Origin of the sequence: Kibdelosporangium phytohabitans, from assembly GCF_001302585.1 — a bacterium.
GTDB classification, from domain to species: Bacteria; Actinomycetota; Actinomycetes; order Mycobacteriales; family Pseudonocardiaceae; genus Kibdelosporangium; species Kibdelosporangium phytohabitans.
On record NZ_CP012752.1, the window covers coordinates 9,273,536 to 9,298,246 of the forward strand.

Genomic DNA, 24,711 nt, shown 5'->3' on the forward strand with positions numbered 1-24,711 from the left:
GCCGCCTTCACGATCCGGTGTCTCGCGCCGAATTTGCCCGTGTCCATCGGCACCGTGTTGTCGGAGTCAGTTCTCGAAGGGGACTCGGGCACACCGTGGCTGGCTCGGCGTACCGGACTCGGGCTGTTGCCAGGCTCCGGACTCGCTACGGCGTCGGCCCATCAAGCCGATAAACGGCTTTGCCCACCGCAGCAACGTTGCCGCAGCAGTCATGCTCTCCGCTTTCCCAGGCTCTCAACGCCACTGACTTTCCAAGCCACCGCACGCCCAAACCAGCATCCTCCCGGCTCACCACTATGGCAAGCCAACTCAGATGTCACCTATCGGCGCAGCAAACCCACCCAAACCACCGGCACCCAGCCCGCCGCACAACCGAAGCCACCGACTTTCCCAAGCCGGTGAGCGTCGGCCGATGTGCTTCTCAGTGCGCGGCGTCGTTCCAGGAGCGGCCGAATCCGACGGACACGTCCAGTGGGACGTCGAGGTGGTAGGCGTTGCCCATGCCTTCGCGGACGAGGTCCTCGACTGCTTTCTTCTCGTCGGCGACGACTTCGAGCACGAGTTCGTCGTGGACCTGCAGCAGCATCCGGGACTTGAGCCCGGCTTGCTTGAGCTTGGCCTGGACGTTGAGCATCGCGACCTTGATGATGTCGGCCGCACTGCCCTGGATCGGGGCGTTCAGCGCCATGCGCTCGGCCATTTCGCGGCGCTGGCGGTTGTCGGAGTTGAGGTCCGGCAGGTAGCGGCGGCGGCCGAAGATCGTCTCGGTGTAACCCTCGCGGCGCGCCCTGTCCACAATGGAGGTCAGGTAGTCGCGGACGCCGCCGAACCGCTCGAAGTACTCCTCCATCAGGCCGCGGGCCTCCTCGGTGGAGATCCGCAGCTGCTGGGAGAGGCCGTACGCGGACAGCCCGTACGCCAGGCCGTAGTTCATCGCCTTGACCTTGGCCCGTTGCGGACCGCTGACGTCCGTGGGCTCGACCGAGAACACGCGGGCGGCCGTGGCGGCGTGGAAGTCGAAACCCGAGTTGAACGCCTCGACCAGGCCCTCGTCGTGCGACAGGTGGGCCATGATGCGCATCTCGATCTGCGAGTAGTCCGCCGTCATCAACTCGGAGTAACCCGCACCGACCACGAACGCGTCCCTGATCCGGCGGCCCTCGTCCGTCCTGATCGGGATGTTCTGAAGGTTCGGCTCGGTGGACGACAGCCGCCCGGTGGCCGCGATGGTCTGGTTGTACGTGGTGTGGATGCGTCCGTCGTCGGCGACCGACTTGATCAGACCGTCCACCGTGGTCTTCAGCCGGGTCGCGTCCCTGTGCTCGAGCAGGTGCTGCAGGAACGGGTGCGCGGTCGTCTCGAACAGCGTGGTGAGCGCGTCCGCGTCGGTGGTGTAGCCGGTCTTGGTCTTCTTCGTCTTCGGCATCTGCAGCTCGTCGAACAGCACGACCTGCAGCTGCTTCGGCGAGCCGAGGTTGATCTCCTTGCCGATCACGCCGTACGCGGCCTGCGCGGCCTCCTTCACCCGGGCGGCGAAGTGCGCCTCCAGCGAGGCGAGGTGCTCCATGTCGATGCAGATGCCGATGCCCTCGATCTCGGCGAGCACCTGCAGCAGCGGCAACTCCATCTCGGCGAGCAGCTTCGTGCCGCCGGTCGCCTCGACTTCGGTGAACAGCGCCTCGGCCAGCTCGGCGACGGCCCGCGCGCGCACGACCTCGGTGGCGGCGAGCTTCTCGCTCTCGTCGGCCTCGTCGAACATGGACAGCTGCTGCTCGCCTTCGACCTCCTCCACGCGCAGCTCACGCTTCAGGTGGCGCAGCACGAGGTCGTCGAGGGAGAAGGAGCGCTGCCCGGGCCGGACGAGGTACGCGGCCAGCTCGGTGTCCATCGCCAGGCCGCCGAGTTCCCACCCGCGCTGGGCGAGCCCGTGCAGGGCCAGTTTCACGGCGTGGGCCACCTTCGGCACAGCGGGGTCGGCAAGCCACGCCGTGAGCGCGCGCTCGTCCTCTTCACGCAACGCGGTGACGTCGATGAAGGTTCCATCGCCGTCGACGCCGGCCACGGTGATCGACTGGAGGTCCACCGCCCCCGGCGGGCCGACGTGGCGAAACGCCAGGCCAGTGCGTTTTCCGGCTGGTGCGTGCTCGGCGAGCCACGCGCCGAGTTCACCCTCCTGGATGGTCGACGCCGTGATCTCGAAGCCCGACTCCGCTTCGGGCTCGGGCGCGGCGAGGGTCTGGAACAGCCGGTCGCGCAGCACCCGGAACTCGAGCTCGTCGAACAGCCGGTGCACCGCGTCCCGGTCCCACGCCTGCGCGGCCAGGTCGACCGGCTTCGCGGGCAGTTCGAGGTCCCGCACCAGCTGGGTGAGCTCACGGTTGAGCACCACCGACGACAGGTTCGCCCGCAGGTTGTCGCCGACCTTGCCCTTGACCTTGTCGACCTGGTCGATCAGGTCGTTGAGGGACCCGTACTCCTGGATCCACTTGGTGATCGTCTTCTCCCCCACGCCGGGGATCTTGGGCAGGTTGTCCGACGGGTCGCCGCGCAGCGCCGCGAAGTCCGGGTACTGGGTGGGCGTCAGGCCGTACTTGGCGAGCACCGCCTCGGGCGTGAACCTGGTCATCTCGGACACGCCACGCGACGGGTACAGCACCGTCGTGTGCTCGGTGACCAGCTGCAGCGCGTCGCGGTCGCCGGTACAGATGAGAACGTCGTACCCGCCGTCGGCCTCCGCCTGGGTGGCGAGGGTGGCGATGATGTCGTCGGCCTCGTAGTTCTCCTTGGTCAGCATCGGGATCTTCAACGCGCCGAGCACGTCCTCGATCAGGCTGACCTGGCCCTTGAACTCGTCCGGTGTGGCGCTCCGGTTGGCCTTGTACTCGGTGTACTTCTCACTGCGGAAGGTCTTGCGCGAGAGGTCGAACGCGACCGCGATGTGCGTCGGCTTCTCGTCACGCATCAGGTTGATCAGCATCGAGGTGAAGCCGAAGACGGCATTCGTGTGCTGCCCTGTGCCGGTCTGGAAGTTCTCCTTCGGCAGGGCGTAGAAGGCTCGGTAGGCCATCGAGTGGCCGTCTATCAGGAGGAGTCGATGCTGGTCTGCCACGCGAGCGAGTCTAGGCCGACCCACCGACAGTTTTGACGCGGCCTTGCATAGGGTGGCGGTAGTTGCTAGAGGAAACTTATTTCGCGGAGGTTCCACCATGGCCGAGCTGGACGAGCAGCTCAACGAGAAAATGGGTATCGAGGTCACGGACTGGAACCCCGATCGGGTGGTCGCGACGATGCCCGTCAAAGGCAACCGTCAGCCGTACGGCCTGCTGCACGGCGGCGCGAACGCGGTGCTGGCGGAGGCGGCGGGCTCGGTGTGCGCGGCGTTGCAGTCCGACGGCAAGCCGACCGTCGGCCTGGAGCTGTCCTGCACCCATCACCGGGGCGTGCGGGAGGGCATCGTCACGGCGGTGGCCACGCCGGTGCACGTCGGCCGTACGACCGTGACCGTCGAGATCGTGCTCACCGACGAGCAGGACCGCCGCACCTGCACCGCCCGGCTGACCTGCATGGTGCTGCAGACCGTCCCGGGTTCCTGAGTGGACCTCGACCTGGCGCAGGTCAGGGCGTTCGTGGTGTCCGCCGACCAGCGGCACTTCAGCCGGGCGGCGGACACGTTGTTCCTGACCCAGCAGGCGTTGTCCAAACGGATCAAACGGCTGGAGGAGTCGCTCGGCACGCAGCTGTTCCAGCGCACGAACCGCGCTGTGGAGCTGACCGAGGACGGCCGCAAGTTCCTGCCGCACGCCCGTGAGCTGGTCCGGGTAGCGGACGCGGCCGTGGCGGCGCTCGGTGACCAGCCGTTGCGGCTCGACCTGATCGACTTCCGGCTGGCGCCCGCGTTCATCCTGCGCAAGCTGGCCGAGCGTGATCCGCAGCTGGTGGTCGAGCGCAGTACGAGACGGGGCCTGGACAACGCGATAGAGCCGCTGTTGAACGGTGATCTGGATGTCGCGTTCGGTTACATCGGCGGTGTGCGGCCGTTGCCCGATGAACTCGATCACCGGGTCGTGCGGCTGGAGCCGCTGCTCGCGCTGGTGCCGCCCGAGCATCCCCTCACCGACCGGCCTGAGGTCCGGATCGAGGACCTGGCGGACGAGGGACTGTGGTTGCCGTCCCACAAGGGCCCGGCCGAGTGGCGTGTCTACATCCGCCAGCTCGGCGAGGGCCTGGGGCTGCGTGTGGACGACAGCGGCAACAGCTACGACCTGCGGCACACGCTCGAACAGGCCCGCTATGGCAAGCCGCGGGTCACGCTCGTGGGCGCGGACATGGACCTGCCGCGCGATTTGAACCTCGTTGTGCTGCCGTTCAAGCCGCTGCCGTTGTTCCCGTGGTCGATCGTGTGGCACAAGCAGAACAAGCGCCCGGCCCTCCGCGAGCTGCTTGCCTTGGTCGGCAAGACAAGCCGCGCGGAGGGCTGGGTTGACTACGATCCGGCGACGTCCTGGGTGCCGGGCTGACCGATCGGCACGTACCTGGTGTTCTGGAACGACTCCTGCGACCACTTGCCGCCCTGCTTGACCAGGACGTTGGTGTTGCGGGAGACCGAGTCGGGACGGCAGTCGGTCGCCGGTGGCACGAGCTGACAGTCGGTGCGGACGACGATCGCCAGGTCCCGGTGCACGAACCGGGTGTGCTCGCCGAGAGTTTTCAGCCTGGTGTGGTCGATGTGGTTGTCGAAGTAGAACTGCATCCGTTCGGCGATTCCCCTGCGGGTACGCAGGTGGTCGGCGGTGAAGGTGACCACGTCGGCGTCCTTGGTGAAGGTCGACGCGAACTTCGGGCCGTCCTCCTCGAACCAGGCGTCTTCCTGGCGCTGGCGGATCTGTTCGATCGTGCCGCTGAACGCCTTGGGCTCCCGTACCGGCACCACGCCGGGCGGCAGCGGATCCACCCTGGTGTTCTGGAACGACTCCTGCGCCCATCGTCCATCCTTTTCGGACAGTACGTTGGTGTTGCGTGACCGCGAACCGTCCCGGCAGCCGGTCGCTGGTGGTTCGACGATGCACGTGGTGCGCACGATGAACACCAGGTGCCTTTCCGCGTACCGGATGTGTTCGTCCAGCACCTTCAGCTTCGAGGTGGGGATGTAGTTGTCGAAGTAGTACTGCATTCCCTTGGCGATGCCGTCCCGGCCGGCGAGGTGGTCGCCGTTGAACGTGACCAGGTCCGCGTCCTTGGTGAACGTGGCCGCGAACTTGGCGCCGTCTTCCTCGTACCAGGCGTCGTACTGCTGTTTCAGGATCCGCGCGAACTGTGCCTGATCGCTCCCGGTGGCGTGCGCCGGTCCGGTGCCGATCCCCAGAGTCATGACGATCGCGCCGGCCATCGCGGCGACTTTGCTCCCCTTCATGCCGCCACGCTCGCAGGCGCGTGGCGGCAGGGTCGTCCCCCAGGAGTTGCGATCCGCTGTCAACCCTGGATGTACTGGGCGAACCACCGCGTGAACTCGGCGTCGACCCGCTTGGCGTCCTCGGTCCGCGGTGCCGTCTCGTCCTCGTCGGCGAGCGCGTGTTCCATGCCGGGGATCGTGACGAGTTCGGACTCGGCGATCGCCTTGTGTCCCAGCGCCGCGGGCTCACGCACCGCGATGTCGTCGTTCTCGCCGACGACGATCAGCAGCGGCACCGTGATCTCGTCTGCCCGGCGCACGAAGTCGTAGCGCTCCGCGACTTCGCGTGACTCGCCGGACCAGGTGTACGTGATTTCGAACCGGCGCTCGTTCGCTGCGATCAGCGGTGCCAGTTGCGTGACCGGGCTGACCACCGCGGCCGCCGCGATCTCGACCTCGCCCCTGGTGACGACCTCGTAGGCGACCATCGACCCCGCCGAGCCGCCGGCGACGTACACCGGGCCGTCCGCGATGGACAGCTGCTCGCGCAGTTCCGCCACTGCCGCCGGGAATTCCGTGGCTGCCTGGTCGGCTGTGGGGCCGTAGACGTTGAGGACCGCGTCCTGCATCGCCAGCCCGAAGTACTCCTCGTCGCCGCCGGGCAGTGCGCGCTTGCCCGACATCGGCAGGCCGAGGTACACGCGCCACGCGGGCAGGTCGTTCATCGGCAGTGCCGCTGCCATCGCGGCCTCGGTCCGGGGCGCGTCCATCAGGTGCCAGGTCACCACCAGCGGCGCGGGACCCTCGACGCCCGCCGGCTCGAGAGCGACGAACGGAACACCCGCTGCGGTACCTGTGATAGCCATTTGCTTCTCCCTGTCCTCGGCTGATGTGTACAGCAAACAGCCTGGTCAGGGGGTACGTCCAACAGCTGTGACGGCCTTGAGCACAACCGGCGGTTGTGATCGCGCACAACCGCCGGTTGTGATCGGGTCAGCCTTCGCCGAGGTACGCGGCACGCACCCGCTGGTCGGCCAGCAGGTCGAGACCGGGGCCCTCCAGCGTGGTGGAGCCCAAGTCGATCACGTACCCGCGGTCGGACAACGCCAGGGCCGCCAGGGCGTTCTGCTCGACCAGGAGGATGGTCGTGCCGCCTGCCTGCAGTTCCTTGATGGTGTCGAAGATCCGCTGGGTCATGATCGGCGACAGGCCCATCGACGGTTCGTCGAGCATCAGCAGCTTCGGCTTGGACATCATCGCCCGGCCGATCGCCAGCATCTGCTGCTCACCGCCGGAGAACAGGCCCGCCTTGTTCTGCCGCCGCTCGCCGAGCACCGGGAACAGCTCGTACACCCGCTGCATGTCGGCTTCGATCCCGGCGTCGTTGCGGACGTACGCACCGAGCTGCAGGTTCTCCTCGACCGTCATCCGGCCGAAGAGCCTGCGGCCCTCCGGGCAGTGGGCGATCCCGCTGGCGAGGATCTCGTGCGCGGCCTGCTTGTGGATCGGCTTGCCGCGGAACAGGACCTCGCCGCGGGTCGGGCGCAGCAGACCGGAGATGGTCCGCAGCGTGGTCGTCTTGCCCGCACCGTTCGCGCCGATGAGGCTGACGATCTGGCCCTCGTCGACCGAGAACGTGATGTCGCGGACGGCTTCGATGGCGCCGTAGGCGACGCTGAGGTTGCGGACCTCAAGCAACGGGCTCACTGGCCAACTCCCTTGTCACCGTGCTCGCCGACCAGCTCGGCCGCGTGCTGCACCTCGGCCTGCACTTCCTCCGGCGGCTTGCCGAGGTACGCCTCGATCACGCGCGGGTCGGTCCGCACGGACTCGGGTGTCCCCTCGACCAGCAGCTTGCCCTGCACCAGCACGGACACGTGGTCGCACAGGCTGAAGATGAACTTCGTGTCGTGCTCGATCACCACGACCGAGATGCCGAGGTCGCGGATCTTGAAGATCAGCTGCCTGGTCGCTTCGGTCTCCTGCGGGTTCATGCCCGCGGTGGGCTCGTCGAGCAGCAGCACCTGCGGGTCGGTGGCCAGCGCGCGGGCGATCTCCAGCCGCCGCTGGTCACCGTAGGGCAGGTTGCGGGCCAGTTCGTCGTAGCTGCGGCCGATCCCGGCGAAGTCCAGCAGTTCCTGGGCTCGCGTGCGGGCGTCCGTCTCGCCCTTGCGGAACCTGGGGCCGCGGAAGATCGTGGCGATCGGTCCCTGCTTCATCCGGGCGTGCCGCCCGACCATGACGTTCTCGACCGCTGTCATGTTCGGGAACAGCCGGATGTTCTGGAACGTGCGGGCGATGCCCGCGATCGTCACGTGCGCGGGGTCGCTCGGCAGTTGCTTGCCGTCCAGCAGCACCTGCCCGTTGGTGGGGGTGTACAGGCCGGTCAGGCAGTTGAAGAACGTGGTCTTGCCCGCGCCGTTGGGGCCGATCAGCCCGACGATCTGGCCGCGGTCGAGGCTCAGCGAGACCTCCGACAGCGCGGTCAGGCCGCCGAACACCATCGTCACGTTCTGCGCCCTGAGAATCGGAGCAGTCATCGCGCCGGTACCTCCTGCGGCTTCGGCTGTTCCGGTTCGTCGCCACCGGGTTTGTCTTGCAGCGTATGCCCTTCGGCGTCCTCCCCGGCCAGCTCCGCTCTGCGGTGCGCGTCGGGGATGAGGCCCTGCGGCCGGAACCGCATGATCAGGATCAGCGCGAGGCCGAAGATCAGCAGGCGGTAGTCGGAGAACTCCCGCAGCTTCTCCGGCAGCACGAACAGCAGCGACGCACCCAGCACAGCGCCGGGGATCGAGCCCATGCCACCGAGGATGACCGCCGCGAGCAGCGTCACCGACTCCATGAACAGGAAGCTCTCGTAGCTGACCGTGCTGGTCTTGTGCGCGAACACCGCACCGGCGATACCGGCGAGGACCGCACCGCAGAGGAACGCGAGGATCTTGGCCTGGCCGGTCTTGATGCCCATCGCGCGGGCCGCGTCCTCGTCCTCGCGGATGGCGATCCACGCCCGGCCCATCCGGCTGTTCTTGAGGTTCGCGAACACCGTCATGACCGCCGCGATCAGCAGCACGATCAGGAAGTAGTAGAGCACCCCGGACGGCAGTTTCGCGCCGAACAGCGTGATCGACTCGTTGAACGCGGTGCCGTCGAACCACTCCAGCGCCGGGATGTTCGGCATCGCGTTCGAGCCACCGGTCAGCCCGCCGATGTTGTTGCGCGCGGCGATCTGGAAGATCTCACCGAACGCCAGCGTCACGATCGCCAGGTAGTCGCCGCGCACGCGCAGCGTCGGCGAGCCGACGATGGCGCCGAAGATGCCCGCGATCGCCGCGGAGATGATCACGACGAGGTAGAACGGCAGGTGGATGCCCAGTTGGGACGCGGCCGCGCCGGACAGGTTCGCCGCGACGAACGCGCCGATGCCGAGGAACGCCACGTACCCGAGGTCGAGCAGACCGGCCAGACCGACCACGATGTTGAGGCCGATGGCGGTCGCGGCGTACACACCGATGTTGGCGGCCACCGTCATCCAGTACTCGCTACCGGCGTCGGTGAACGGCAGCAGCAACGCGCACAGCAGCAGCACGACGATGCTGAACGCCCTGTGCTGCTCGGACAGGCGCGAGATCCACTTCAGCACGCCGATACCCGCGGCAGCGGCGAACATGCCGCCGGCGAACCCGAGGAACGACAGGAACATCGGGCCGGAGTAAGGGCTCGCCGCGCCGCCCTGACCACCCGCGGTCAGCGTGAGCGAGACGACGTAGAGCAGGAGCGCGAACGACACGACCAGACCCAGGTACGCCACCGGGGTCGGGAGCTTCGTGTTCCAGCGCGGGATCTCCTCGAGCGGCTGGCCGATCGTGGCCAGCACCAGCAGAACACCTCCGAGCAGCGCGGCGATGCTGCCGAAAGCGAACGCGCCGTCCAATGCCGTGACCGCGCCGAGGCCGCCGCCCGCGGAGGCGATGAAGCCGAAGTTCACCAGGCCGATGGCGAAGATACCGGCGCCGAGTCCGCGCAGCACGCGACGCTGGGCAGGCACCTTGGCCACCGCGCACACGAGCGCGACGACACCGATGATCAGCAGTTCCCACCGGAAACCGGTCAGTTCGAACGGTGCGTCGAAGAACTGCAGGGAAGCCTTGTCCGGGTACGCTCCCTTGTTGAGCAGGAACGTCGTCCACGGCAGCATCGCGGCAACGACCGCGAGCGCGGCACCGGCCACGCCCAGCACGCGGGAGACCCCCGGGTTCGTGAAAAAGGTCTTCTCGCTCATGCTCGCACCCTCTCGGTCTCACCGAACAGACCTTGCGGCCGGAAGACCAGCACAGCGATCAGCACAACGAAGATCCAGACGTAGTCGTACTGCGTTCCGCCGGGGAAGTACTGCCCGGCGATGGTCTTGACGAGGCCGATCACGAACCCGCCGATGACCGCGCCGCGGATGCTGCCGATGCCGCCGAGGACGGCCGCGGTGAACGCGAAGATGCCGTTCTGGAAACCGATGTCGATGCTGATGTTGTTGATGTGCACGCCGTAGAGCACACCCGCGACGCCCGCCAGCACGGCGCCGATCGCGAACGTCAGCACGATCGTGCGATCAGGGTTGATCCCCATCAACCGCGCGGTGTCGGGGTCCTGCGCGGTCGCGCGCATCGCCCGGCCCATCCGCGACGTGTTGATGTAAACCTGGAGCAGCACGGTGAGCACGACTGCCACCACGATGATCAGCAGGCCCGTTTTCGGGATGAGGATCGAACCGATCTCGATGCTGCCCGTCAGGAATTCCTTGGGGAACGGCAGCGGCGCCGTGGCGCCCGGGTACCAGATCCGGACGGCTTCCTTGAGCGCGACCGACACACCGAGCGCGGTGATCAGCGGCGCGAGTCGTGGCGCGTTGCGCAGCGGCTTGTACGCCAGCCGCTCGATGATCAGAGCGATCACCATGGACACCACCGCTCCGGCGATCACCATCAGCGGCAGGGTGATGTACCACGTTCCCTTGACACCCTCGGGAATGACCCAGGTGAACGTCGCGAGGGCGCCGAACGCACCGACCATGAAGATCTCGCCGTGCGCGAAGTTGATCAGCTGCACGATGCCGTACACCATGGTGTACCCGAGCGCGATCAAACCGACGGTGCCACCAAGGATCAAACCGTAGACCAGCTGCTGTAGCAGCGTTGTCACAATCTACCTCCAACAAGGCGGGGGCAGGCCATTCGAACGACCTGCCCCCGTCAGACCACCCCGCCGATCGGGCGGAGCTCACCAGTCCTGTGTGATTGCCGCTGTTACTTGTCTTCGAGCTTGCCGGTCTCGATGTTCTTGAAGTCGCCGTCCTTGACCTGGTACACGGTCAGCAGCTTGTTGGTGCTGTCGCCGTACTGGTCGAAGCCGACGTCGCCGTTGGCGCCCTTGCCCTTGTAGTCCTGGACGTTCTTGATCAGGTTGGCGCGCTGGTCCTCGCCCCACGCCGCATTGGCCAGGGTCTTGGCCAGCGACTCGATCAGGGCGTTGGTCGCGTCGAAGGACATGCTGCCGTAGGCGCTGTAGCCCTCCTTGGGGAACTTCTTGCCGTAGGCGTCGATGAAGGACTTGGCTTCCGGCAGGGTCTCGGCCGGGGCGCCGACGGAGGTGGCCAGGTCGCCCTCGGAGGCCTTGCCCGCGAGCTGCGCGAAGGTCTTGTCGACGATGCCGTCGCCGCCCATCAGCGGGATCTGCAGGCCGGCTTCCTTGAGCTGCTTGGAGAACGGGCCGGCGGCGCCGTACTCACCGCCGTAGTAGACAGCGTCGGGGGCGAGTGGCTTGATCTTGCCGATCACGCCGGAGAAGTCGGTGTCCTTCTCGCCGACCTTCTCGCGGGTCACGATGGTCGCGCCCAGCGCCTTGGCCTTGGTGGTGAACTCGTTGGCCAGGCCCTCGCCGTAGGTCTTGCCGTCCGCGACGACCGCGATCTTCTTCTTGCCCGCCTTGCCGACCAGGTAGTTGGCCGCGAACGGGCCCTGGCTGTCGTCGGTGGCGCAGACGCGGAAGTAGTTCTCGAACTGGCGCTTGGGCGCCGTGCCGTACTGCTCGCCGCGGGTCAGGCCCGGGCCGGTGTTGGCCGGGGAGATCTGAACGATCTTCTTGTTGGACAGGATCGGCTGGACGTTCTGCGACGTGGAGGAGTTCAGCGTACCGATCACGCCGACCACGTTCGGGTCCGACGAGAGCTTGGTGGCGGCCTGGCTGGCCTTCTGCGGGTTCTTCTCGTCGTCCTGCGGGTCGAGGACGAGCTTGTAGCCCTTGACGGTGCACTTCTCGTTGGCCTGGCTGACGGCGAGGTCTGCCGAGTTGCGGATACCGACGCCGAGTGCGGTCAATTCACCGGTGAGCGGAACGATGACACCGATGGTCAGAGTACCTTTGCTGGTGTCGCACTGATTTCCGCCGGCAGCATTTCCTGAGGTGCCACCCTCATTTTTATTCGAGCTGCACGAAGCAATCAACAGAGCGCCAGCCGCGAGTACAGCAGCTGTAGCTACCTTCTTACGCACGAGACAATCCTCCTCGGTGCCGGGTCGCGTAAATCCGCAACCCGCATTTCGCCCCCGCCTGCGAGGAGCGCTGGGCGGAACTTAGGCGATGGACCAGCCGACAGTCAGCCATCCCTGCGAGAGCGTAACCAGAACGCAACGTTGGCGTACGTTGAGCGGACACTCCAAGTTCCTTCTAACTGCTGGCAGTTGCCGTAGCATAGACTGCTTGAGGTGACTCGACGCGCCCGGATTAGCGCTTGGGTCGCGGGCGCGGTTCTTGTTCTGAGCGCGATCATCCTGTTACGCAACGAAACGACTCTGCCGGACGTCACCGGTTTTCCCAGTTTCGCTGTCGACGCAGTGATTCCGCCGCGCCCGGAGGAGTCCGTTCCGCCGCCTGGCCCAGTCCGAATGTCGCCAGGACCTGGGCGGCTGCGGCTCGCGTGGGCGGACGGGTTGCCTGGCGGACAGCCACTTGCTGGCGTGGCCGGGTACGAAGTCCAGTGGGGTGAACGGACTCGGCTGGTCGGTGAACCCGTTGTCCAACTGGACGGGCTCGAGGAACGCGAACACGAGGTCCAGGTGCGTTCGATCGACCCGTTCGGCAGGCGTTCGACACCTGTCCGGGTGACAGGAATGCCTTCGAGGGCAGCCAGACCTGCCCTGGAATACACCGACGAGTTCGACACGACCGACTCGGTGCACGCGGAAGTGCCGGGGTCGCGGTGGCACGTGTCGGGATACCGGGGCTGTATCGATCTCGGCGCGGGGCGAGGGGTGAAACAAGGCCAGCTCGCCGTGCAATTCGGCTGCGGAGCCGACGACGTGGTGCTGCGGTCCCGGCCGGCGTTCCGGCTGATTTCGGGGAATGGCAGGCTGACCGTGGTGACCGACGCGGCTGGCCCGCGCGGCGAGCTGGACTTCGACTTCGTGCCAGGGACTTCGGACCGGATCGGGACCCGGGGCGACGCGGCGCCCGAGCTGCCGCCGGGGGCGATCCGCGTATCCATTTCGGACGGTGGGACCCGGCTCGTCACGACGGGTGGCGAGGTTACGCCGTCGACCGCCCGCCCGGCCAGGCGCGGAAGCGGAGCGTTGCACAAGTTCGATGTCGTGTTCACGCCATCGGGTGTTCAGGTGCTGCAGGACGACTCGATCGTGCTCACGAGCGGCGTCGTGCCGTCGTGGACGACGTCGACCGTGCTGCTGGGGATGATCGGACCTCCGGGTCGCCGCAGCCGCGTGCACCTGGACACGGTGGGGATGTCGTCGGTCGTGCAGCCCGCGGAGCAGGTGGTGGAGTTCGCGACGGCGCTGGGCACCCAGCGGGTGCTGAGGCCGCAGGAAACCGCGCCGGGGATAGGCGTGACGAGGCAGCCGCTGATCGGCGCGGCGAAAGCTCGCCTGCGCGCGACGGTGACGCTGGGCGCGGGCACGGACCCCAACGGGATGTCGCTGCAGATCGCCGACCGGACCGTGCCGATGGTGCCCGCGACGCCGGGCTCGCCCGCCAAGCCGGGCGCGGACGTGACACTGGTGGCGCAGTTGCCGCCGGAGTTGTTCACGGGGGACACGCCGGCGTTGAGCCCGTTGGTGATCAGGGGGCAGGGAACGGGCGCGGTGCTGGAGTCCTATTTGGAGATAGTGGGGACCGGGCCGGCGAAGCGGCTGCCGGACCCGGAGCTGAGCCCGCGGTTGCCCGCGCTGCCGACAGTGACCGCGTCGTTGCGGGACGTGAACGGAACGGACCTGGGAAAAACAGCGTCAGCGAACGCGCCATTCCAGTTGGAAATCAACCTCGACCACACCCTGACCCAACGCGACGCGGACGACGTGCTGCCGGTCAGGGGATTCGAGGTGTTCCTGAACGAAAGGCGAATAGCGGCCATCCCGACGGATTCACAGGGGCCGACGATAGGCGGGACCTACCGGCTGACGGTGTCGGCGACGGAGGAATTGCCGGGTGACCAGACATTGGCGGTCCGATTACACCCGGCAGACCGGCAAAAGCAGCCGCAATGGACCCAGTTCACCATCGCCCTGCTGCTCAGGTGATGTTTTCGACGACCGCCTCGGCCACTGCCTTCATAGTGGTACGCCGGTCCATGGCGGTCCGCTGGATCCAGCGGAAAGCCTCGGGCTCGCTGAGGCTCTGCTTGGACATGAGCAGGCCCTTGGCCCGCTCGATGACCTTGCGCGTCTCCAGCCGCTCGGTGAGACCGGCGACCTCGTTCTCGAGGGCCTGCATCTCGGAGAACCGGCTGACCGCGAGCTCGATGGCGGGAACGAGGTCATGCTTGGCGAACGGCTTGACCAGGTAAGCCATCGCGCCGGCGTCACGCGCCCGCTCGATGAGCTCCCGCTGGGAGAAAGCGGTGAGGATGACGACAGGGGCGACACGGTCGCCGACGATGGACGACGCAGCCTCGATGCCGTCCATCTTGGGCATCTTGACGTCGAGAATGACCAGGTCGGGCTTGAGCTCGGTGGCGAGGCGAACAGCCTCCTCGCCGTCGGCGGCCTGCCCAGCGACCTCGTAGCCCTCCTCATGCAGCATCTCGACCAGGTCAAGGCGGATGAGAGCCTCATCCTCGGCGACAAGAACACGCCGCTGCACACCACGGGCCTCGGTAGCCACTTCGGTCACCGGGGTCCTCCTCGCTGTAGGGTGACGAAAGCCGGAAACAGCAGCGTACCGGGGGCAGCGGCAGTGGCGCCGTAACCAGGGGAGTTATCCGACACACACCCACCCCGACAACCGGTGAACCTGATCGCGTAAAGTTCCCCCTCGCAAGCCCCCGTAGCCCAATCGGCAGAGGCAGCGGACTCAAAATCCGTCCAGTGTGCGTTCGAGTCGCACCGGGGGCACATACAGCATCTACACAAGAGCCCAGCAGGTCAGCGGGCATTTCTTGTGTGATCCTCTCCGCCGCGTGCGCTATCTCGGGTAGCTGGTCGGCAGGCAATTTGATGGTGATCGTCACCTGGTCGCTGTCGTCGTGCAGTCGGATGGTGAGCTGCGTGATCTCGAACAACCTGCGGATGAGCTGCCCAGGCGCGTCCGCCAGGTTGAGCGCGAGGTAGGGCAGCGCGTCCAGCAGTTCCATGTCCGCTTTGCGAGGTCGGCTCGGTTCTGTCTCGTCGGCCGCGTCGAGCTGGGCAATCTCAGCCAACGCGCTGGCCTTCTCTGCTTCCAAGTCGTTGTAGGTGCCACGTAGCGCCCTGGCGAATGGATCGTCGCCGTCTTGGGCCTGCCGCAGGATCGAGTCCTGGCGTCGGGCGACGTCGGCGACGACTCGCTGCAGCCGTAGACGGTCTGACTGCCGGGTGCGAGTGGCCCGGTCGTCGATCGTGGCGATGTCGGCCGCCAGGATCTCCCTGCGCGAGGCTCCGAAGACCCGATCGGCGAAAAACCGAGACACCGCGTCCAGGAGGGCATCCTCGCGGATGTAGACGACCTTGGGATGTCCGGCGTACTTGTCCGGTCGTCCCCGGTTGTTGTTGCGTGGCCAGCACTTGTAGTAGGCGTAGTTGCGTCGCTGGTCGCCGAACATTCGCCGTCCGCACTCGCAGAACACCATCCCCCGCAGCACGTGCGTGTGGAGCGTCTCGGGGTGCGTGTTCTTGCCGCCTCCGTCGCGGGAGCCTCGCCGATCTTGGCGGTGAGTGGTCATTTCGTCGTACATCCACTTCGGGATCAGTGGCTCATGCGCGGGCTCGGTCGACCACACCCACTTCACCGGGTCGTTGACCTTGCCACTGCGGGAGCGGGAGGCACGACGGTTGAAGACCTGGTAGCCGGTGTACTTCGGGTTCTTCAAGACCTCGTATACGCTGCTCTTGCCCCACGCTCCCCGCGCCCGCCGCATGCCTGGCGGCTCGGGTGGCGGGTACTTGGACAGGTCAGCGTTGAGGCGATCCGCGATAGCGTCGTAGCCGAGGCCTTCGTGGTACCGCCACAGTGCGATCTGCGTGACCGTCTCCGCCCGCAGGCCGTCAGGTTCCAAGCGGGTCTTGGTCAGCCCCTTGACTGCCTTGGCCGGGTTGGGATGGCGGTAGGTCTTGGCCTGGTAGCCGTAAGGCGGCTTGCCGATGTTCCAACCCTCACGCACGTGGGTGCACAGTCCGCCCCAAGACTGTTCGAGCGTGTTGAGGACTTCGTATTCGGCCACCGACTGATTGATCCGCCGTTGCAGAATCCGTTGCGCCCGGCTGCCGGTCAGGGTGATCGGTTCGTTGGCGGCGAACAGCGGTACTTCGACGTGTTCCAGTTCCCGTTCGATGGAGAGGCCTTCGAACGTTCGCCGGGCAACACGAGACACGCTCTCGCAGATCACCACGTCGAACCGCCGCCCCGGATGCTGCGCTTCGTCCAGCAGATCAGCGATGCCACCGTCGCGCGCAATGGGAATGTCGAACCGCTCGTAGTTGCCGCCCTGGCCACGCTGGTCGAGTTCCATACGCCCCGACTCAACGTCGTAGAAGTGCACGACGATCACCCATGACTCGGGGATGGCAACCTTGGCGTTCCCCAGTTGCCGCATCAGGGACTGGCGCGGATCCTGTTGATCCTCAGTGGACGTCCGGCCGAGGAACGCCACCCGCACCTCATCCCGCAGCAACGCGACCGGCATCCCCAAGGGCGACACTGCGTAGTCTGACAGTCCAGATGGACCGGACACCGGAACGGTCGCGGACAGCGAGCCAATCCGCCGATTCAGCATCGGCGCTGGTGGGTTCACATTCTCGGAAGTCATGCTGCCTCACCATCTTCAATGGATTGATCTCGACGCTGTCTCGCAGCCCAATCGAGAAGTTCGTAGGTCACATCAGCCAGTTCCGCGCGTATGCGTTCGGCTTCTCGGCCACCAACACGGTCGACATGGCCAACATACCCACGACCGCGTTTTCTAGTCTGATCGTAACACCAAACCTGCTGGTCAGAACTGCCCTCATCGGGTGGTTCCGCCCAAAGTGGAGCTACTTCCTCGTCACGGTCCGACATCGAGGATCAATCTCGCCAATAGTTGTTGGTATTCCTCGTGTCTGACGTTCCAGGCGACCGGTGAATGAGGTTAACCATCTGTTGGTCATCCGGATCGAACGCGGCCTCGCTCAGAGGCTCGTCAGGTCTGGAGAGCTTGCGGTCCAAGCGTGGGCCGCGTTCGGGGAGTTCGTCCAGGCGGTACCGGCGCACCGGTGCAGTGCTGTCTCGTGGATCCCAAATGCCCCAGACCGGACCTGCCGGACCGTCCGGGTGATCATGGTCGCGTGCCGCTGTGGCGATCACGAAGCCAGGATCGTAACCGGCCTGCGCGCGACTGAGCGCCGCTCGCAGCGAGTGCTCCCGCCGACTCGAATGGACCGAGAACAACAGGATCCCGAACCGGTCGGTGGAGAAGGCGCTGTAATCGGCGATCTTGCCGGTGACGACTGTCAGCGATTCCGTGCCGGTGTCATGCTCCAGGAAGAACCGCACCACACGGCCCTGACGCTCCCAGCACCCGTACCCGTCTGGGCGCAGCCGCACCTCGTTGCCGCTGTAAATGCAGAAGAATTCAGCGCACCGCTTCTCCGACCACCACTGCGTCAGCACACCACCGGTCACATCGAACTTGCTACGACGGGCAGGATTGCGATGCGCGGCCAAGCCACAGAAGAAGTCGTTCACGCCAAGCTGATGATTAAGTTTCGGCCACACCACCAGCCGTTCCAGGCTCTGCGCGTACGCCTTGGGAGCGGGTGGCGTCTGCGCCCGCTGCGCGCAGATCAGCCGCTTGCCGACGTAACCCAGCGCGAACCGCGTCTCGCTCGTGCCGCCATTGACGTAGGACCGGCGGAACGCGAACACGACGCCCATCTCACGCAGCCGCCGCAACCGGTCCTGAGCCCGCCGCACAGACGTGAATTCGATGGCGGCGATAGCCGAGTGGTCAGCACCTTGTGCTCAGCCAGCAGAGCCAGCAGCCGCTGATCCCGGTCAACCAAACGGAACCACAGCGACATGTCCGGCTCGCCCAGCCGACTCCCGCCACGCGCACGCCCAGACCCAGAAGGAACGACTTGACGTCGTACATCCTTCATTCGGCCTTCCGCACGACCTGCCCGAACCTGCCGTTGACCAGCAGATCCATGACCAGCCGGGTCAGCGTTTGGGGTGAGGGATTCAGAGCGCCGAGAGTGCGCCAGCCCATCCGCCAACCCCGGCGCTACCCCATCCGCAGCCGATACTTCCTGACTTCGCGCCGTCTCACCACTGTCCACCATGACCGACCGTCCTTCCCCGGGTTGCCTGACACCCCTTAACTCCGGTTTCTCCGTCGCTTTTGGACAAGCATCGGTGTAAAGCTTTGATCAGTTGCCGTCCTCCATGAGGTTCACCATGTCGAGAAGCGCCTGCGCGATCTGGCGTGCTTCGGCCGGGAGCAAGTGCAGTTTCGTACGATCGCCGGGCGGTTGGCCGACCACGACCCGGGGTCCGATCTCCCGGACGTGTTGATCGAGGTAGATCACCAGCTCGGTCGGCCGGTAGTCCGACGGCTTGTGTGGAACCTGACCAGCGACCCGGAGGTCTTCAGTGGACAGCAGGACATCCCACACGTCCTCAGACATGTGTCGCCGGTCGCCGTCATCCAGGTTGTCCTCATGAAGCCGGTCGCACCACTTCGGACACGGTCCAGGAAGCCAGAACGGCCGCTCTTCAACTGCTTTGGAAGCAGGCGTGCTCATGAGTCACACTCCGGTAGTTCTCCTGGAGCCAGCAGGGTGCATCCGCGCAACTGACGGACCAAGCCGTAGGCCTGCACCCACCTGATCATTGGGTCATCGAAGGCGAAAGCGTCGTTCTTCACCGGCACGATTTCGCCCTTGTCTCGCATGTAGAGCTTCCCGCGCACGCCAGCGACGGGACATTCACGTACGCGGATGACGGCCGCACCCCGCCGCAGCTTGGGGCATAGCCGGACTGACAGGCGGACGCAACGCGCGCAGATAGGAGGCTCAGCGTTAGCCATGGCATCCGGCCACCCGGGCCAGTCCTCTCGGAAGTCTGGCAGCAGCCACAACACGCCGTCGATGTTCCTGTCTGCTGGTCCACCGCACACTTGGCACAACAGTCGCCGCATCGCTCGGCGCTGCCGCAACGAGTTGACCTCGCCGAAGTCTGGCCGACTTTCGCCCGGGCGCGACTCTGCCCGTACCCACAGGATGCCGTGTGCGTCGCGGTCCATGGCAGTCTCGTCGGCGTAGCCGATCCTGCCGCTGGAGTGGTAAATCAGCTCCCCAGACAGGTCTTGTTCCGCAGACCATGCCGTGACGTAGGGAACGGTGAGGTGCCGCTGCACGGCTTGAGTGTGTGATGACATCGCAAACCTGTTGACTCGTAACGGATATCAGCATTCGCACGAAGCAAAGCGCAGCGCGATACGCAGCCACTCGAACGCCCTGACCAGGCTCACGTCGTCCGCACGGGCATCATCCGCGCAGTCCCGCAGAGACACACTCGCCCACTTGCTGGCCCGGAACAGCGCGACCCGTGTGAGCCTCTTCGACCCCACAGCCACCAACGTCTCGGCCACTTGGTTACGGACGTCACGAACTACCCGGTCGCGCGCTGGTTCACACGGTTGCATCTCTGGCCCCCTGACACTTGCCCTTCAACGTGGGGCACCCGAGGCCAGCACGGCGAACGAGTAGTACTGAGGTTGTCGAGGGTGCGAGTACGACTCGTGGAGAGCGCCGCCCAACCTCGGGTGCCGACAGCACGCTAAGACGGCTACCGACAAGTAACCCGAGCTGTCAGCTCGGGTTGTCTGGCCGTTCGGCCTTGCGGCCGCTACGACTCCGTGACCGCATGGACAACCCTGACGACCTCCGCCGGATCGGTGAGGTCAGCCAACACACGGGTCGCGCCCGCATCACCCAACTCGTCCACGCTGCTCTTGCCACTCGCCACACCGATCACCCGCACACCGGCGGTCAACGCAGCTTCGACGTCCTTCGGCGTATCACCGACGGGACTTGTCCCGCAGCAGCCCGCGAAGCCCGGACTCGCGCATGAGCCGCTCAACCGTGCACCGGGCCACGTCAACACCCTGACGGTTCAACTCGGCCCAGACCTTCCTCGCCCCGTAGACGCTGTAGTTCGCCTCGTGCACCCGCTCGATCTTCTCGGCCAGCACCCGGTCGGATGCCGCACGGGCGGACTCGGGACGGGTCTTGGCGGCGTAGTAGGTCGACGGTGCGATCTCGGCGGGTGTGCCCTCAAGCACCCGCAGGACCGGCTGGACACCGTGCTCCTCCCGCTGGGAATCGACGAACTCCACCTTCACCGCGACGGACGGTCCAGCTCCGCCGCGAAGAAAGACGCCGCTGACTTCAGGATCTGGTTCGCCCGGCGCAACTCACGCACCTCACGCTCCAACTCCGCGACCCTGGCCCCCTCGGCCGAGGTCGTTCCCGGCCGTGTCCCCTCGTCGGTCTCGGCCTGCTTCACCCACGTCCGCAACGCCTCCGGATGCACACCCAACTGATCAGCGATCCGCTTGATCGCCCCACCCGCCGACACCGGATCTCGCCTGGCCTCAACCGCCAGACGCGTCGCCCGCTCCCGCAACTCATCCGGGTACTTCCGTGGTGCCGCCATGACTGTCAATCCTCCGGGTGTTCGATGTCTCCATCAAACCCGGGGCGGGACAGTTGACCGGCCTGGAGCGGGTCGTGCTCGCGTTGTTCGTGTTTGTGCTGCTTGGGTTCGGGATTCGGTTGGCCGGGTGGGGACCGGGCTGGCTACCGGTCTTCTACAAGCTCAGCGGTGTAGCGTTCGGGTTGGCGTTGTTGATGTATCTCAACGTTGGGGGCATTCAGCGTGTGACCAAGAGCAGGGTTTGCACTGTGGGACTGGTGCTGTTGGCCTTTGCGGTGGTGGGGAGCATCGCTGGCGCGATCTTCGACATCGACTCGCCGGCGTGGGACATTGCCGAGAACACGGTCGTGTCCGGGTTCCTCGTGTGCTTTGTGGCGCACGTTGTGATCCGGCTTTCTCAGCGGACGACGTCACCTTCCACCACGCGGTGGTGGCTGGGGTTATTTCTGTTCCTGTCCGGACTGGCCGGGATGGCTCATTACTTGCGTTTGATCGATTCTTCAGCCGGGTAAGTGCATCTCGACGAGGCATGATCATGCCGCCGGTCAGGCAAGCGGATACGGAGCTTTGCATGAAACAACGTCGAGTACTCACCTTTTTCGGGCTCATCGCCGTGGGAACGCTTGGTTTTCAAAGTGTGTCCAGCGCTGCTGCGCCTCCGCCTGCAGAATTTTCCTATGTCAGCGAACCTGGCGACTATGTCGGTGGTGGGCAGAGCCAACATGTCACCTCACGCAGCGGCGATTTCAAATTACGGTCGAGCGAGGGTGGCGTCAACCTGATGGCCCTGTATCAGAGAGACGGGCAGCTTACGTTCTTCGACGTCACCCTCGCTGCGCCACGCGGCAAGGCCTTCACCGCCGGAACCTACGTCGGGGCTCAGCGCGCCGCGTTCCGTGACAACACCGCACCCGGGATCGATGTCGTCGCGCACGGCCGTGGGTGCAGCAACACTTACGGTAGCTTCACCGTTCACCGCGTCGAATATGGGTCGAATGGCGCTCCGGCCGTTCTCGTGGCTGATTTCGAGCAGCATTGCGAATCTCCCGGCGCCCCGGCGCTACGCGGCAGCGTGACATATAACGCGCCTTGACCCGGACGTGATTCATTTTCGTCGCTGTCTCGTATGAACCATGACAGGGCGCACTAGCGGGCCAGCTTGTTGAGGACCTCGGTCAGCTGCTTCTCGGTGTCGTTTCCCAGCTTTTCGAAGACCACTTTGCCCAACGGTGCCGCGAGTTTCGCCGCGCCTTTGAATTCGAGTTCATTGGTGTAGGTGATACTCGATCCCGCGCCGTTGGGCGTGATCTCGATGGTTTCCGTCGAGGTCGCCGTGTCGTTGCGGCCCACCAGCACGAGCCGGTCTTCGTCGAACTGCTCGAGCGTGTAGGTCAGGTCGGTGGTGATGCCCGCGATCTTCGACGTGTTGTGCCAGTTCGCCCCCGTTCGGATCGGCCCGCTGTCGTTGCGGGCGCAGGTCACGGTTCCTGGGTCCCAGTGCACGGCGTTGCCGAAGTCCGCCAGGTACGGCACGACCACCTCGGGCGGGGCGTCGACGGTGAACGTGCGGGACACGGTGGTCATGGATCTGTCCTTTCGCCGGTGACAGAGTCCGAGTACCCGGCACGGGAACATCGACACACCCTGCCCACCCTGGGCAATGCGACGGCGACTAGTTCTCCAGCAGGGCTTGCACGTGTCTCATGTCGACTGTTCTGCGCTGGGCGGTGAACAGTTCCAGCGCCTGCTGCCAGACTTGGCGGGCGGCTTGGGTGTCGCCCGCTTCTTGGTGGACTTTTCCCAGCGCTACCAGGGTTTCCGGTTCTTCTGCCTGCGAACCTGTCCGTCGGATCAGGTCCAGTGCCGCGCGGTAGTGGCGGATCGCCGCGGTGTGGTCGCCGGTCTGGTAGGCGATGTAGCCGAGGCTGTCCTGGATGTCCGCCTGGGCGACCAGCGAGTCGATCTCCTCGGCCAGCGCCAGTGCCCGGCTGCAGTAGTCCCGTGCCTGCTCGTATTCGCCCAGGAGGGCGTGCACGTAGCCGACTTGGTTGAGGTTCTTCGCTTCGAACACGCGGTCGCTTCCGTGCTTCACCAGTTCTGTGCAGCGGATCGCGTGCTCCAGTGCTTTCCGGTTGTCCCCCAGTTCCGAGTTCGTCCGCACGAGCTGGTGGTGGCAGTGGTTCTGCACTTCCACGTCCCCCAGTTGCTCGGCCAGTGCCAGACCTGCCGTCAGGTGCTCGTGGGATTCCTGCAGATTGCCGAGACGGACCAGCAGGTGGCCCAGGTTCCGGTGTGCCTTCGCCATCGTGAGCAGCTCCCCCGCTCGTTCGGCTGCTGTCAGCGCGTGCTGCCAGCCTTCCAGCTGTTCGGTGAAACGGCCCCGCCGGAGGCGCAACGTGTCCAGTACCGCGGTGAGCTGCCACACCGCCGCGTGTCTTTCCTCGCGCAGCGCGAGCATCTGCATCGCGACGATGTTCTGCTGCTCTGCCTCCAGCCACTCCCACGCCGCTGCCTCGTCGGCCAGTGGCCACGGTTGCGCCATCGGCGGGTCGATCCGCACCGGGGGCCGTTCCGGGTCGAGCAGGCGGTCCGCGTGGTGTGCCGTGTGCAGGTAGAAACTGGTCAGGCGCTGTTGCGCCGCGGGCTTGCCCGTGCATTCCTGTTCGGCCGCGTACAGCTGGACCAGGTCGTGCATCCGGTACCGGCCCGGTTCGGTGTACGACACCAGGTGCGCGGCCTCCAGTTCCCGCATCGGCTGCCGGACGTCGTCGACCTCGACGTCCATCACCGCCGCGGCGGCGGGCAGGGTCACGTCCACGGTCGGTACCGAGCCGATCAGGGCGAACAGCCGCCGGGCGGTCGCGCCGAGGGCGGCGTACGACCACGAGAACACCGCTTTGAGGTTCACGTGGCCGTCGCCGGTGTCCAGTTCGTCCAGGCGGTGGACCTGGTCACGCAGCTCGTCGGCGAGAACCGCCAGTGGCAGCGCCGAGTTCGCAACCGCACGTGCCGTGACGATGCCCAGCGCCAGCGGCAGACCCGCGCACCACGTGAGGATCTCCGTCACCGCTCCCGGCTCCGCCGCGGCCCGGCGGTGGCCGGCCTGTTCGACGAACAGCTCGTGGGCTTCCGCCTCGGTCATCACGTCCAACGCCAGCCTGCGGGCACCGTGGTGGGTGACCAGCGCGCCGAGCTGGTTGCGGCTGGTCACCATGACCGTGCACTCGCCGCCGGGGATCAACGGCACCACCTGGGCGCTGTCGCGGGCGTTGTCGAGCAGGACCAGCATCCGGCGGGTGGACAGCACCGACCGGTACAGCTCGGCCTGCGCCTCCGGCTCCGGCGGGATCGCATTCGGGTCGACGCCGAGCGCGTCCAGGAAGTGCCGGACCGCCTCAGTGTGGTGCAGCGGCCGGTGCGCGTCGTATCCGCGCAGGTTGACGTACAACTGGCCGTCCGGGAAACGGTCGAGGTTCGCGTAAGCCCAGTGCAGTGCCAGCCACGTCTTGCCGACGCCACCGATCCCGCCGATCGCGGTGATCATCACCATCTTGCTCGCGGCGTCCAGCATCGTGATTTCCTTGGCACGGCCGCTGAACACGCCCGGCCTGGCGGGCAGTTGCCGCAGCGCCGGGGTCGTTTGCCGGGCCGGGCCGGGCAGCAGCGACGCCTCCGTGCGTTCGATCTCCAGCGCGGTCCGCAGGTCGTCCAGCCACGGGCTTTCCAGCCCGTCGAACGGGCGTCCACGCCACAGCCGCAGTGCCCGGCCGATGTCGCCGTCGGCCACGAGGCACCGGAACCTGTGCAGGTCCACCGCATCCGGTGCGAGCTGGGCGACGTACCCGCCGTGCTCACGCACCACCGAGAACTCGTCGGGCAGTGCCGCGCGCAGGCGCGAGAGGTGCGTCCTGATCACCTCGGCTGCGCGGCGTGGCGGCTGTTCGCCCCAGACTCGCTTGACCAGTTCGGCGAGCGGGACCGGCTTTCCCGCGTCAACCAGCAGTGCCACCAGCACGGTTCGCTGCTGTGCCGGGCCGATGGCGACCGGTGCGCCGTCGAAATACGCAGATACGGGGCCTAGCAACGAGAATTCGAGCGCCACGGCACTATCCTGCCTGGTTGGTGATCGCGCAAACCGGATATACAGGAAACCG

At 66.1% G+C, this 24,711-nt stretch carries 22 protein-coding genes, 1 tRNA gene, 1 pseudogene and 1 other annotated feature; of the genes and pseudogenes, 6 read left to right on the top strand and 18 right to left on the bottom strand.

Features of this window, described 5'->3' with window-relative positions:
- Window positions 1-421: 421 nt before the first annotated feature.
- A complete protein-coding gene (polA, locus tag AOZ06_RS41380; protein ID WP_083472275.1) occupies window positions 422-3,208 on the bottom strand; it encodes a DNA polymerase I in 2,787 nt (928 codons plus the stop codon).
- On the opposite strand from polA, the gene AOZ06_RS41385 reads away from it, so the two are divergent.
- Together AOZ06_RS41385 and AOZ06_RS41390 are read left to right on the top strand one after the other, a co-directional pair.
- The gene (locus AOZ06_RS41385; protein ID WP_054294358.1) at window positions 3,207-3,593 is read left to right on the top strand and encodes a PaaI family thioesterase; all 387 of its coding nucleotides are present in this window, start codon (window positions 3,207-3,209) and stop codon (window positions 3,591-3,593) included. The genes polA and AOZ06_RS41385 overlap by 2 nt on opposite strands.
- Window positions 3,594-4,517 carry a LysR family transcriptional regulator gene (locus tag AOZ06_RS41390; RefSeq protein ID WP_054294359.1) on the top strand — a complete coding sequence of 308 codons (924 nt, stop codon included), beginning with the start codon at window positions 3,594-3,596 and terminating at the stop codon, window positions 4,515-4,517.
- Here AOZ06_RS41390 and AOZ06_RS41395 read toward each other — a convergent pair.
- The 7 genes from AOZ06_RS41395 to AOZ06_RS41425 all read right to left on the bottom strand — a co-directional run bounded on the left by AOZ06_RS41395 (window position 4,484) and on the right by AOZ06_RS41425 (window position 11,931).
- Window positions 4,484-5,410 carry an SgcJ/EcaC family oxidoreductase gene (locus AOZ06_RS41395; RefSeq protein ID WP_054294360.1) on the bottom strand — a complete coding sequence of 309 codons (927 nt, stop codon included), beginning with the start codon at window positions 5,408-5,410 and terminating at the stop codon, window positions 4,484-4,486. The two genes, AOZ06_RS41390 and AOZ06_RS41395, sit on opposite strands and share 34 nt — an antisense overlap.
- 59 nt (window positions 5,411-5,469) lie before the next feature.
- Window positions 5,470-6,255, bottom strand: coding sequence for an alpha/beta hydrolase family protein (locus tag AOZ06_RS41400; RefSeq protein ID WP_054294361.1), 786 nt, complete (start codon window positions 6,253-6,255; stop codon window positions 5,470-5,472).
- Window positions 6,256-6,382: 127 nt separating this feature from the next.
- Window positions 6,383-7,096, bottom strand: coding sequence for an ABC transporter ATP-binding protein (locus tag AOZ06_RS41405; protein ID WP_054294362.1), 714 nt, complete (start codon window positions 7,094-7,096; stop codon window positions 6,383-6,385).
- Window positions 7,093-7,929: an ABC transporter ATP-binding protein gene (locus tag AOZ06_RS41410; protein WP_054294363.1), complete on the bottom strand. Its 837-nt coding sequence runs from the start codon at window positions 7,927-7,929 to the stop codon at window positions 7,093-7,095. The genes AOZ06_RS41405 and AOZ06_RS41410 overlap by 4 nt, the downstream gene beginning before the upstream one ends.
- Entirely contained in the window at window positions 7,926-9,668 is a 1,743-nt protein-coding gene (locus AOZ06_RS41415; protein WP_054294364.1) for a branched-chain amino acid ABC transporter permease, read from the bottom strand. Before AOZ06_RS41415 ends, AOZ06_RS41410 begins: the two co-directional genes overlap by 4 nt.
- Entirely contained in the window at window positions 9,665-10,582 is a 918-nt protein-coding gene (locus tag AOZ06_RS41420) for a branched-chain amino acid ABC transporter permease (protein WP_054294365.1), read from the bottom strand. Before AOZ06_RS41420 ends, AOZ06_RS41415 begins: the two co-directional genes overlap by 4 nt.
- 104 nt (window positions 10,583-10,686) lie before the next feature.
- Window positions 10,687-11,931, bottom strand: coding sequence for a branched-chain amino acid ABC transporter substrate-binding protein (locus AOZ06_RS41425; protein WP_054294366.1), 1,245 nt, complete (start codon window positions 11,929-11,931; stop codon window positions 10,687-10,689).
- Window positions 11,932-12,396: 465 nt separating this feature from the next.
- On the opposite strand from AOZ06_RS41425, the gene AOZ06_RS41430 reads away from it, so the two are divergent.
- Window positions 12,397-13,968, top strand: coding sequence for a hypothetical protein (locus tag AOZ06_RS41430; protein WP_054294367.1), 1,572 nt, complete (start codon window positions 12,397-12,399; stop codon window positions 13,966-13,968).
- On the opposite strand, the gene AOZ06_RS41435 is transcribed toward AOZ06_RS41430, so the two are convergent.
- The gene (locus AOZ06_RS41435; protein WP_054294368.1) at window positions 13,961-14,560 is read right to left on the bottom strand and encodes an ANTAR domain-containing response regulator; all 600 of its coding nucleotides are present in this window, start codon (window positions 14,558-14,560) and stop codon (window positions 13,961-13,963) included. The genes AOZ06_RS41430 and AOZ06_RS41435 overlap by 8 nt on opposite strands.
- A gap of 147 nt (window positions 14,561-14,707) precedes the next feature.
- Here AOZ06_RS41435 and AOZ06_RS41440 point away from each other — a divergent pair.
- Window positions 14,708-14,781 (top strand) — tRNA-Leu (locus AOZ06_RS41440).
- 560 nt (window positions 14,782-15,341) lie between these two features.
- Here AOZ06_RS41440 and AOZ06_RS62380 read toward each other — a convergent pair.
- The 7 genes and pseudogenes from AOZ06_RS62380 to AOZ06_RS41480 all read right to left on the bottom strand — a co-directional run.
- A pseudogene (locus AOZ06_RS62380) lies at window positions 15,342-16,670 on the bottom strand (recombinase family protein); the annotation flags it as partial.
- A 254-nt stretch (window positions 16,671-16,924) separates the two neighbouring features.
- The gene (locus tag AOZ06_RS41455) at window positions 16,925-17,812 is read right to left on the bottom strand and encodes a replication-relaxation family protein (RefSeq protein ID WP_236951906.1); all 888 of its coding nucleotides are present in this window, start codon (window positions 17,810-17,812) and stop codon (window positions 16,925-16,927) included.
- Window positions 17,813-18,267: 455 nt separating this feature from the next.
- The gene (locus AOZ06_RS41460) at window positions 18,268-18,642 is read right to left on the bottom strand and encodes a DUF6907 domain-containing protein (RefSeq protein ID WP_417999915.1); all 375 of its coding nucleotides are present in this window, start codon (window positions 18,640-18,642) and stop codon (window positions 18,268-18,270) included.
- Window positions 18,639-19,256: a hypothetical protein gene (locus AOZ06_RS41465; protein ID WP_054294373.1), complete on the bottom strand. Its 618-nt coding sequence runs from the start codon at window positions 19,254-19,256 to the stop codon at window positions 18,639-18,641. The genes AOZ06_RS41460 and AOZ06_RS41465 overlap by 4 nt, the downstream gene beginning before the upstream one ends.
- A 491-nt stretch (window positions 19,257-19,747) precedes the next feature.
- The gene (locus tag AOZ06_RS61825; protein WP_083472276.1) at window positions 19,748-20,005 is read right to left on the bottom strand and encodes an HAD family hydrolase; all 258 of its coding nucleotides are present in this window, start codon (window positions 20,003-20,005) and stop codon (window positions 19,748-19,750) included.
- Window positions 19,920-20,243 (bottom strand): IS3 family transposase, encoded by a 324-nt coding sequence (locus AOZ06_RS41475; protein WP_054294375.1) that lies wholly within the window; start codon window positions 20,241-20,243, stop codon window positions 19,920-19,922. The genes AOZ06_RS61825 and AOZ06_RS41475 overlap by 86 nt, the downstream gene beginning before the upstream one ends.
- Window positions 20,151-20,282, bottom strand: a sequence feature (AL1L pseudoknot). (Overlaps the previous gene by 93 nt.)
- Window positions 20,240-20,557, bottom strand: a complete 318-nt coding sequence (locus tag AOZ06_RS41480) for a transposase (RefSeq protein ID WP_054290121.1) — start codon at window positions 20,555-20,557, stop codon at window positions 20,240-20,242. Its footprint overlaps the feature before it by 43 nt. The genes AOZ06_RS41475 and AOZ06_RS41480 overlap by 4 nt, the downstream gene beginning before the upstream one ends.
- Before the next feature lie 17 nt (window positions 20,558-20,574).
- Between AOZ06_RS41480 and AOZ06_RS41485 the strand changes: the two genes are divergently transcribed.
- Window positions 20,575-21,069, top strand: coding sequence for a hypothetical protein (locus AOZ06_RS41485; RefSeq protein ID WP_054294376.1), 495 nt, complete (start codon window positions 20,575-20,577; stop codon window positions 21,067-21,069).
- Between the two features lie 59 nt (window positions 21,070-21,128).
- The gene (locus tag AOZ06_RS57285) at window positions 21,129-21,650 is read left to right on the top strand and encodes a hypothetical protein (protein ID WP_157233531.1); all 522 of its coding nucleotides are present in this window, start codon (window positions 21,129-21,131) and stop codon (window positions 21,648-21,650) included.
- Window positions 21,651-21,703: 53 nt separating this feature from the next.
- On the opposite strand, the gene AOZ06_RS41495 is transcribed toward AOZ06_RS57285, so the two are convergent.
- Together AOZ06_RS41495 and AOZ06_RS41500 are read right to left on the bottom strand one after the other, a co-directional pair.
- Complete coding sequence (locus AOZ06_RS41495; RefSeq protein WP_054294378.1) at window positions 21,704-22,141, bottom strand: SRPBCC family protein; 438 nt, start codon at window positions 22,139-22,141, stop codon at window positions 21,704-21,706.
- An 88-nt stretch (window positions 22,142-22,229) separates the two neighbouring features.
- Window positions 22,230-24,659, bottom strand: a complete 2,430-nt coding sequence (locus tag AOZ06_RS41500; RefSeq protein ID WP_054294379.1) for an ATP-binding protein — start codon at window positions 24,657-24,659, stop codon at window positions 22,230-22,232.
- Between the last annotated feature and the right edge of the window lie 52 nt (window positions 24,660-24,711).

What these genes read in the sequence shown, in the direction of transcription:
- AOZ06_RS41385 (WP_054294358.1), top strand. Translation starts at nt 3,207, where the DNA reads ATGGCCGAGCTGGACGAGCAGCTCAACGAGAAAATGGGTATCGAGGTC.
- polA (WP_083472275.1), bottom strand. Translation starts at nt 3,208, where the DNA reads ATGGTGGAACCTCCGCGAAATAAGTTTCCTCTAGCAACTACCGCCACC.
- AOZ06_RS41395 (WP_054294360.1), bottom strand. Translation starts at nt 5,410, where the DNA reads ATGAAGGGGAGCAAAGTCGCCGCGATGGCCGGCGCGATCGTCATGACT.
- AOZ06_RS41400 (WP_054294361.1), bottom strand. Translation starts at nt 6,255, where the DNA reads ATGGCTATCACAGGTACCGCAGCGGGTGTTCCGTTCGTCGCTCTCGAG.
- AOZ06_RS41410 (WP_054294363.1), bottom strand. Translation starts at nt 7,929, where the DNA reads ATGACTGCTCCGATTCTCAGGGCGCAGAACGTGACGATGGTGTTCGGC.
- AOZ06_RS41415 (WP_054294364.1), bottom strand. Translation starts at nt 9,668, where the DNA reads ATGAGCGAGAAGACCTTTTTCACGAACCCGGGGGTCTCCCGCGTGCTG.
- AOZ06_RS41460 (WP_417999915.1), bottom strand. Translation starts at nt 18,642, where the DNA reads ATGAGCACGCCTGCTTCCAAAGCAGTTGAAGAGCGGCCGTTCTGGCTT.
- AOZ06_RS41480 (WP_054290121.1), bottom strand. Translation starts at nt 20,557, where the DNA reads ATGGCGGCACCACGGAAGTACCCGGATGAGTTGCGGGAGCGGGCGACG.
- AOZ06_RS57285 (WP_157233531.1), top strand. Translation starts at nt 21,129, where the DNA reads ATGAAACAACGTCGAGTACTCACCTTTTTCGGGCTCATCGCCGTGGGA.
- AOZ06_RS41495 (WP_054294378.1), bottom strand. Translation starts at nt 22,141, where the DNA reads ATGACCACCGTGTCCCGCACGTTCACCGTCGACGCCCCGCCCGAGGTG.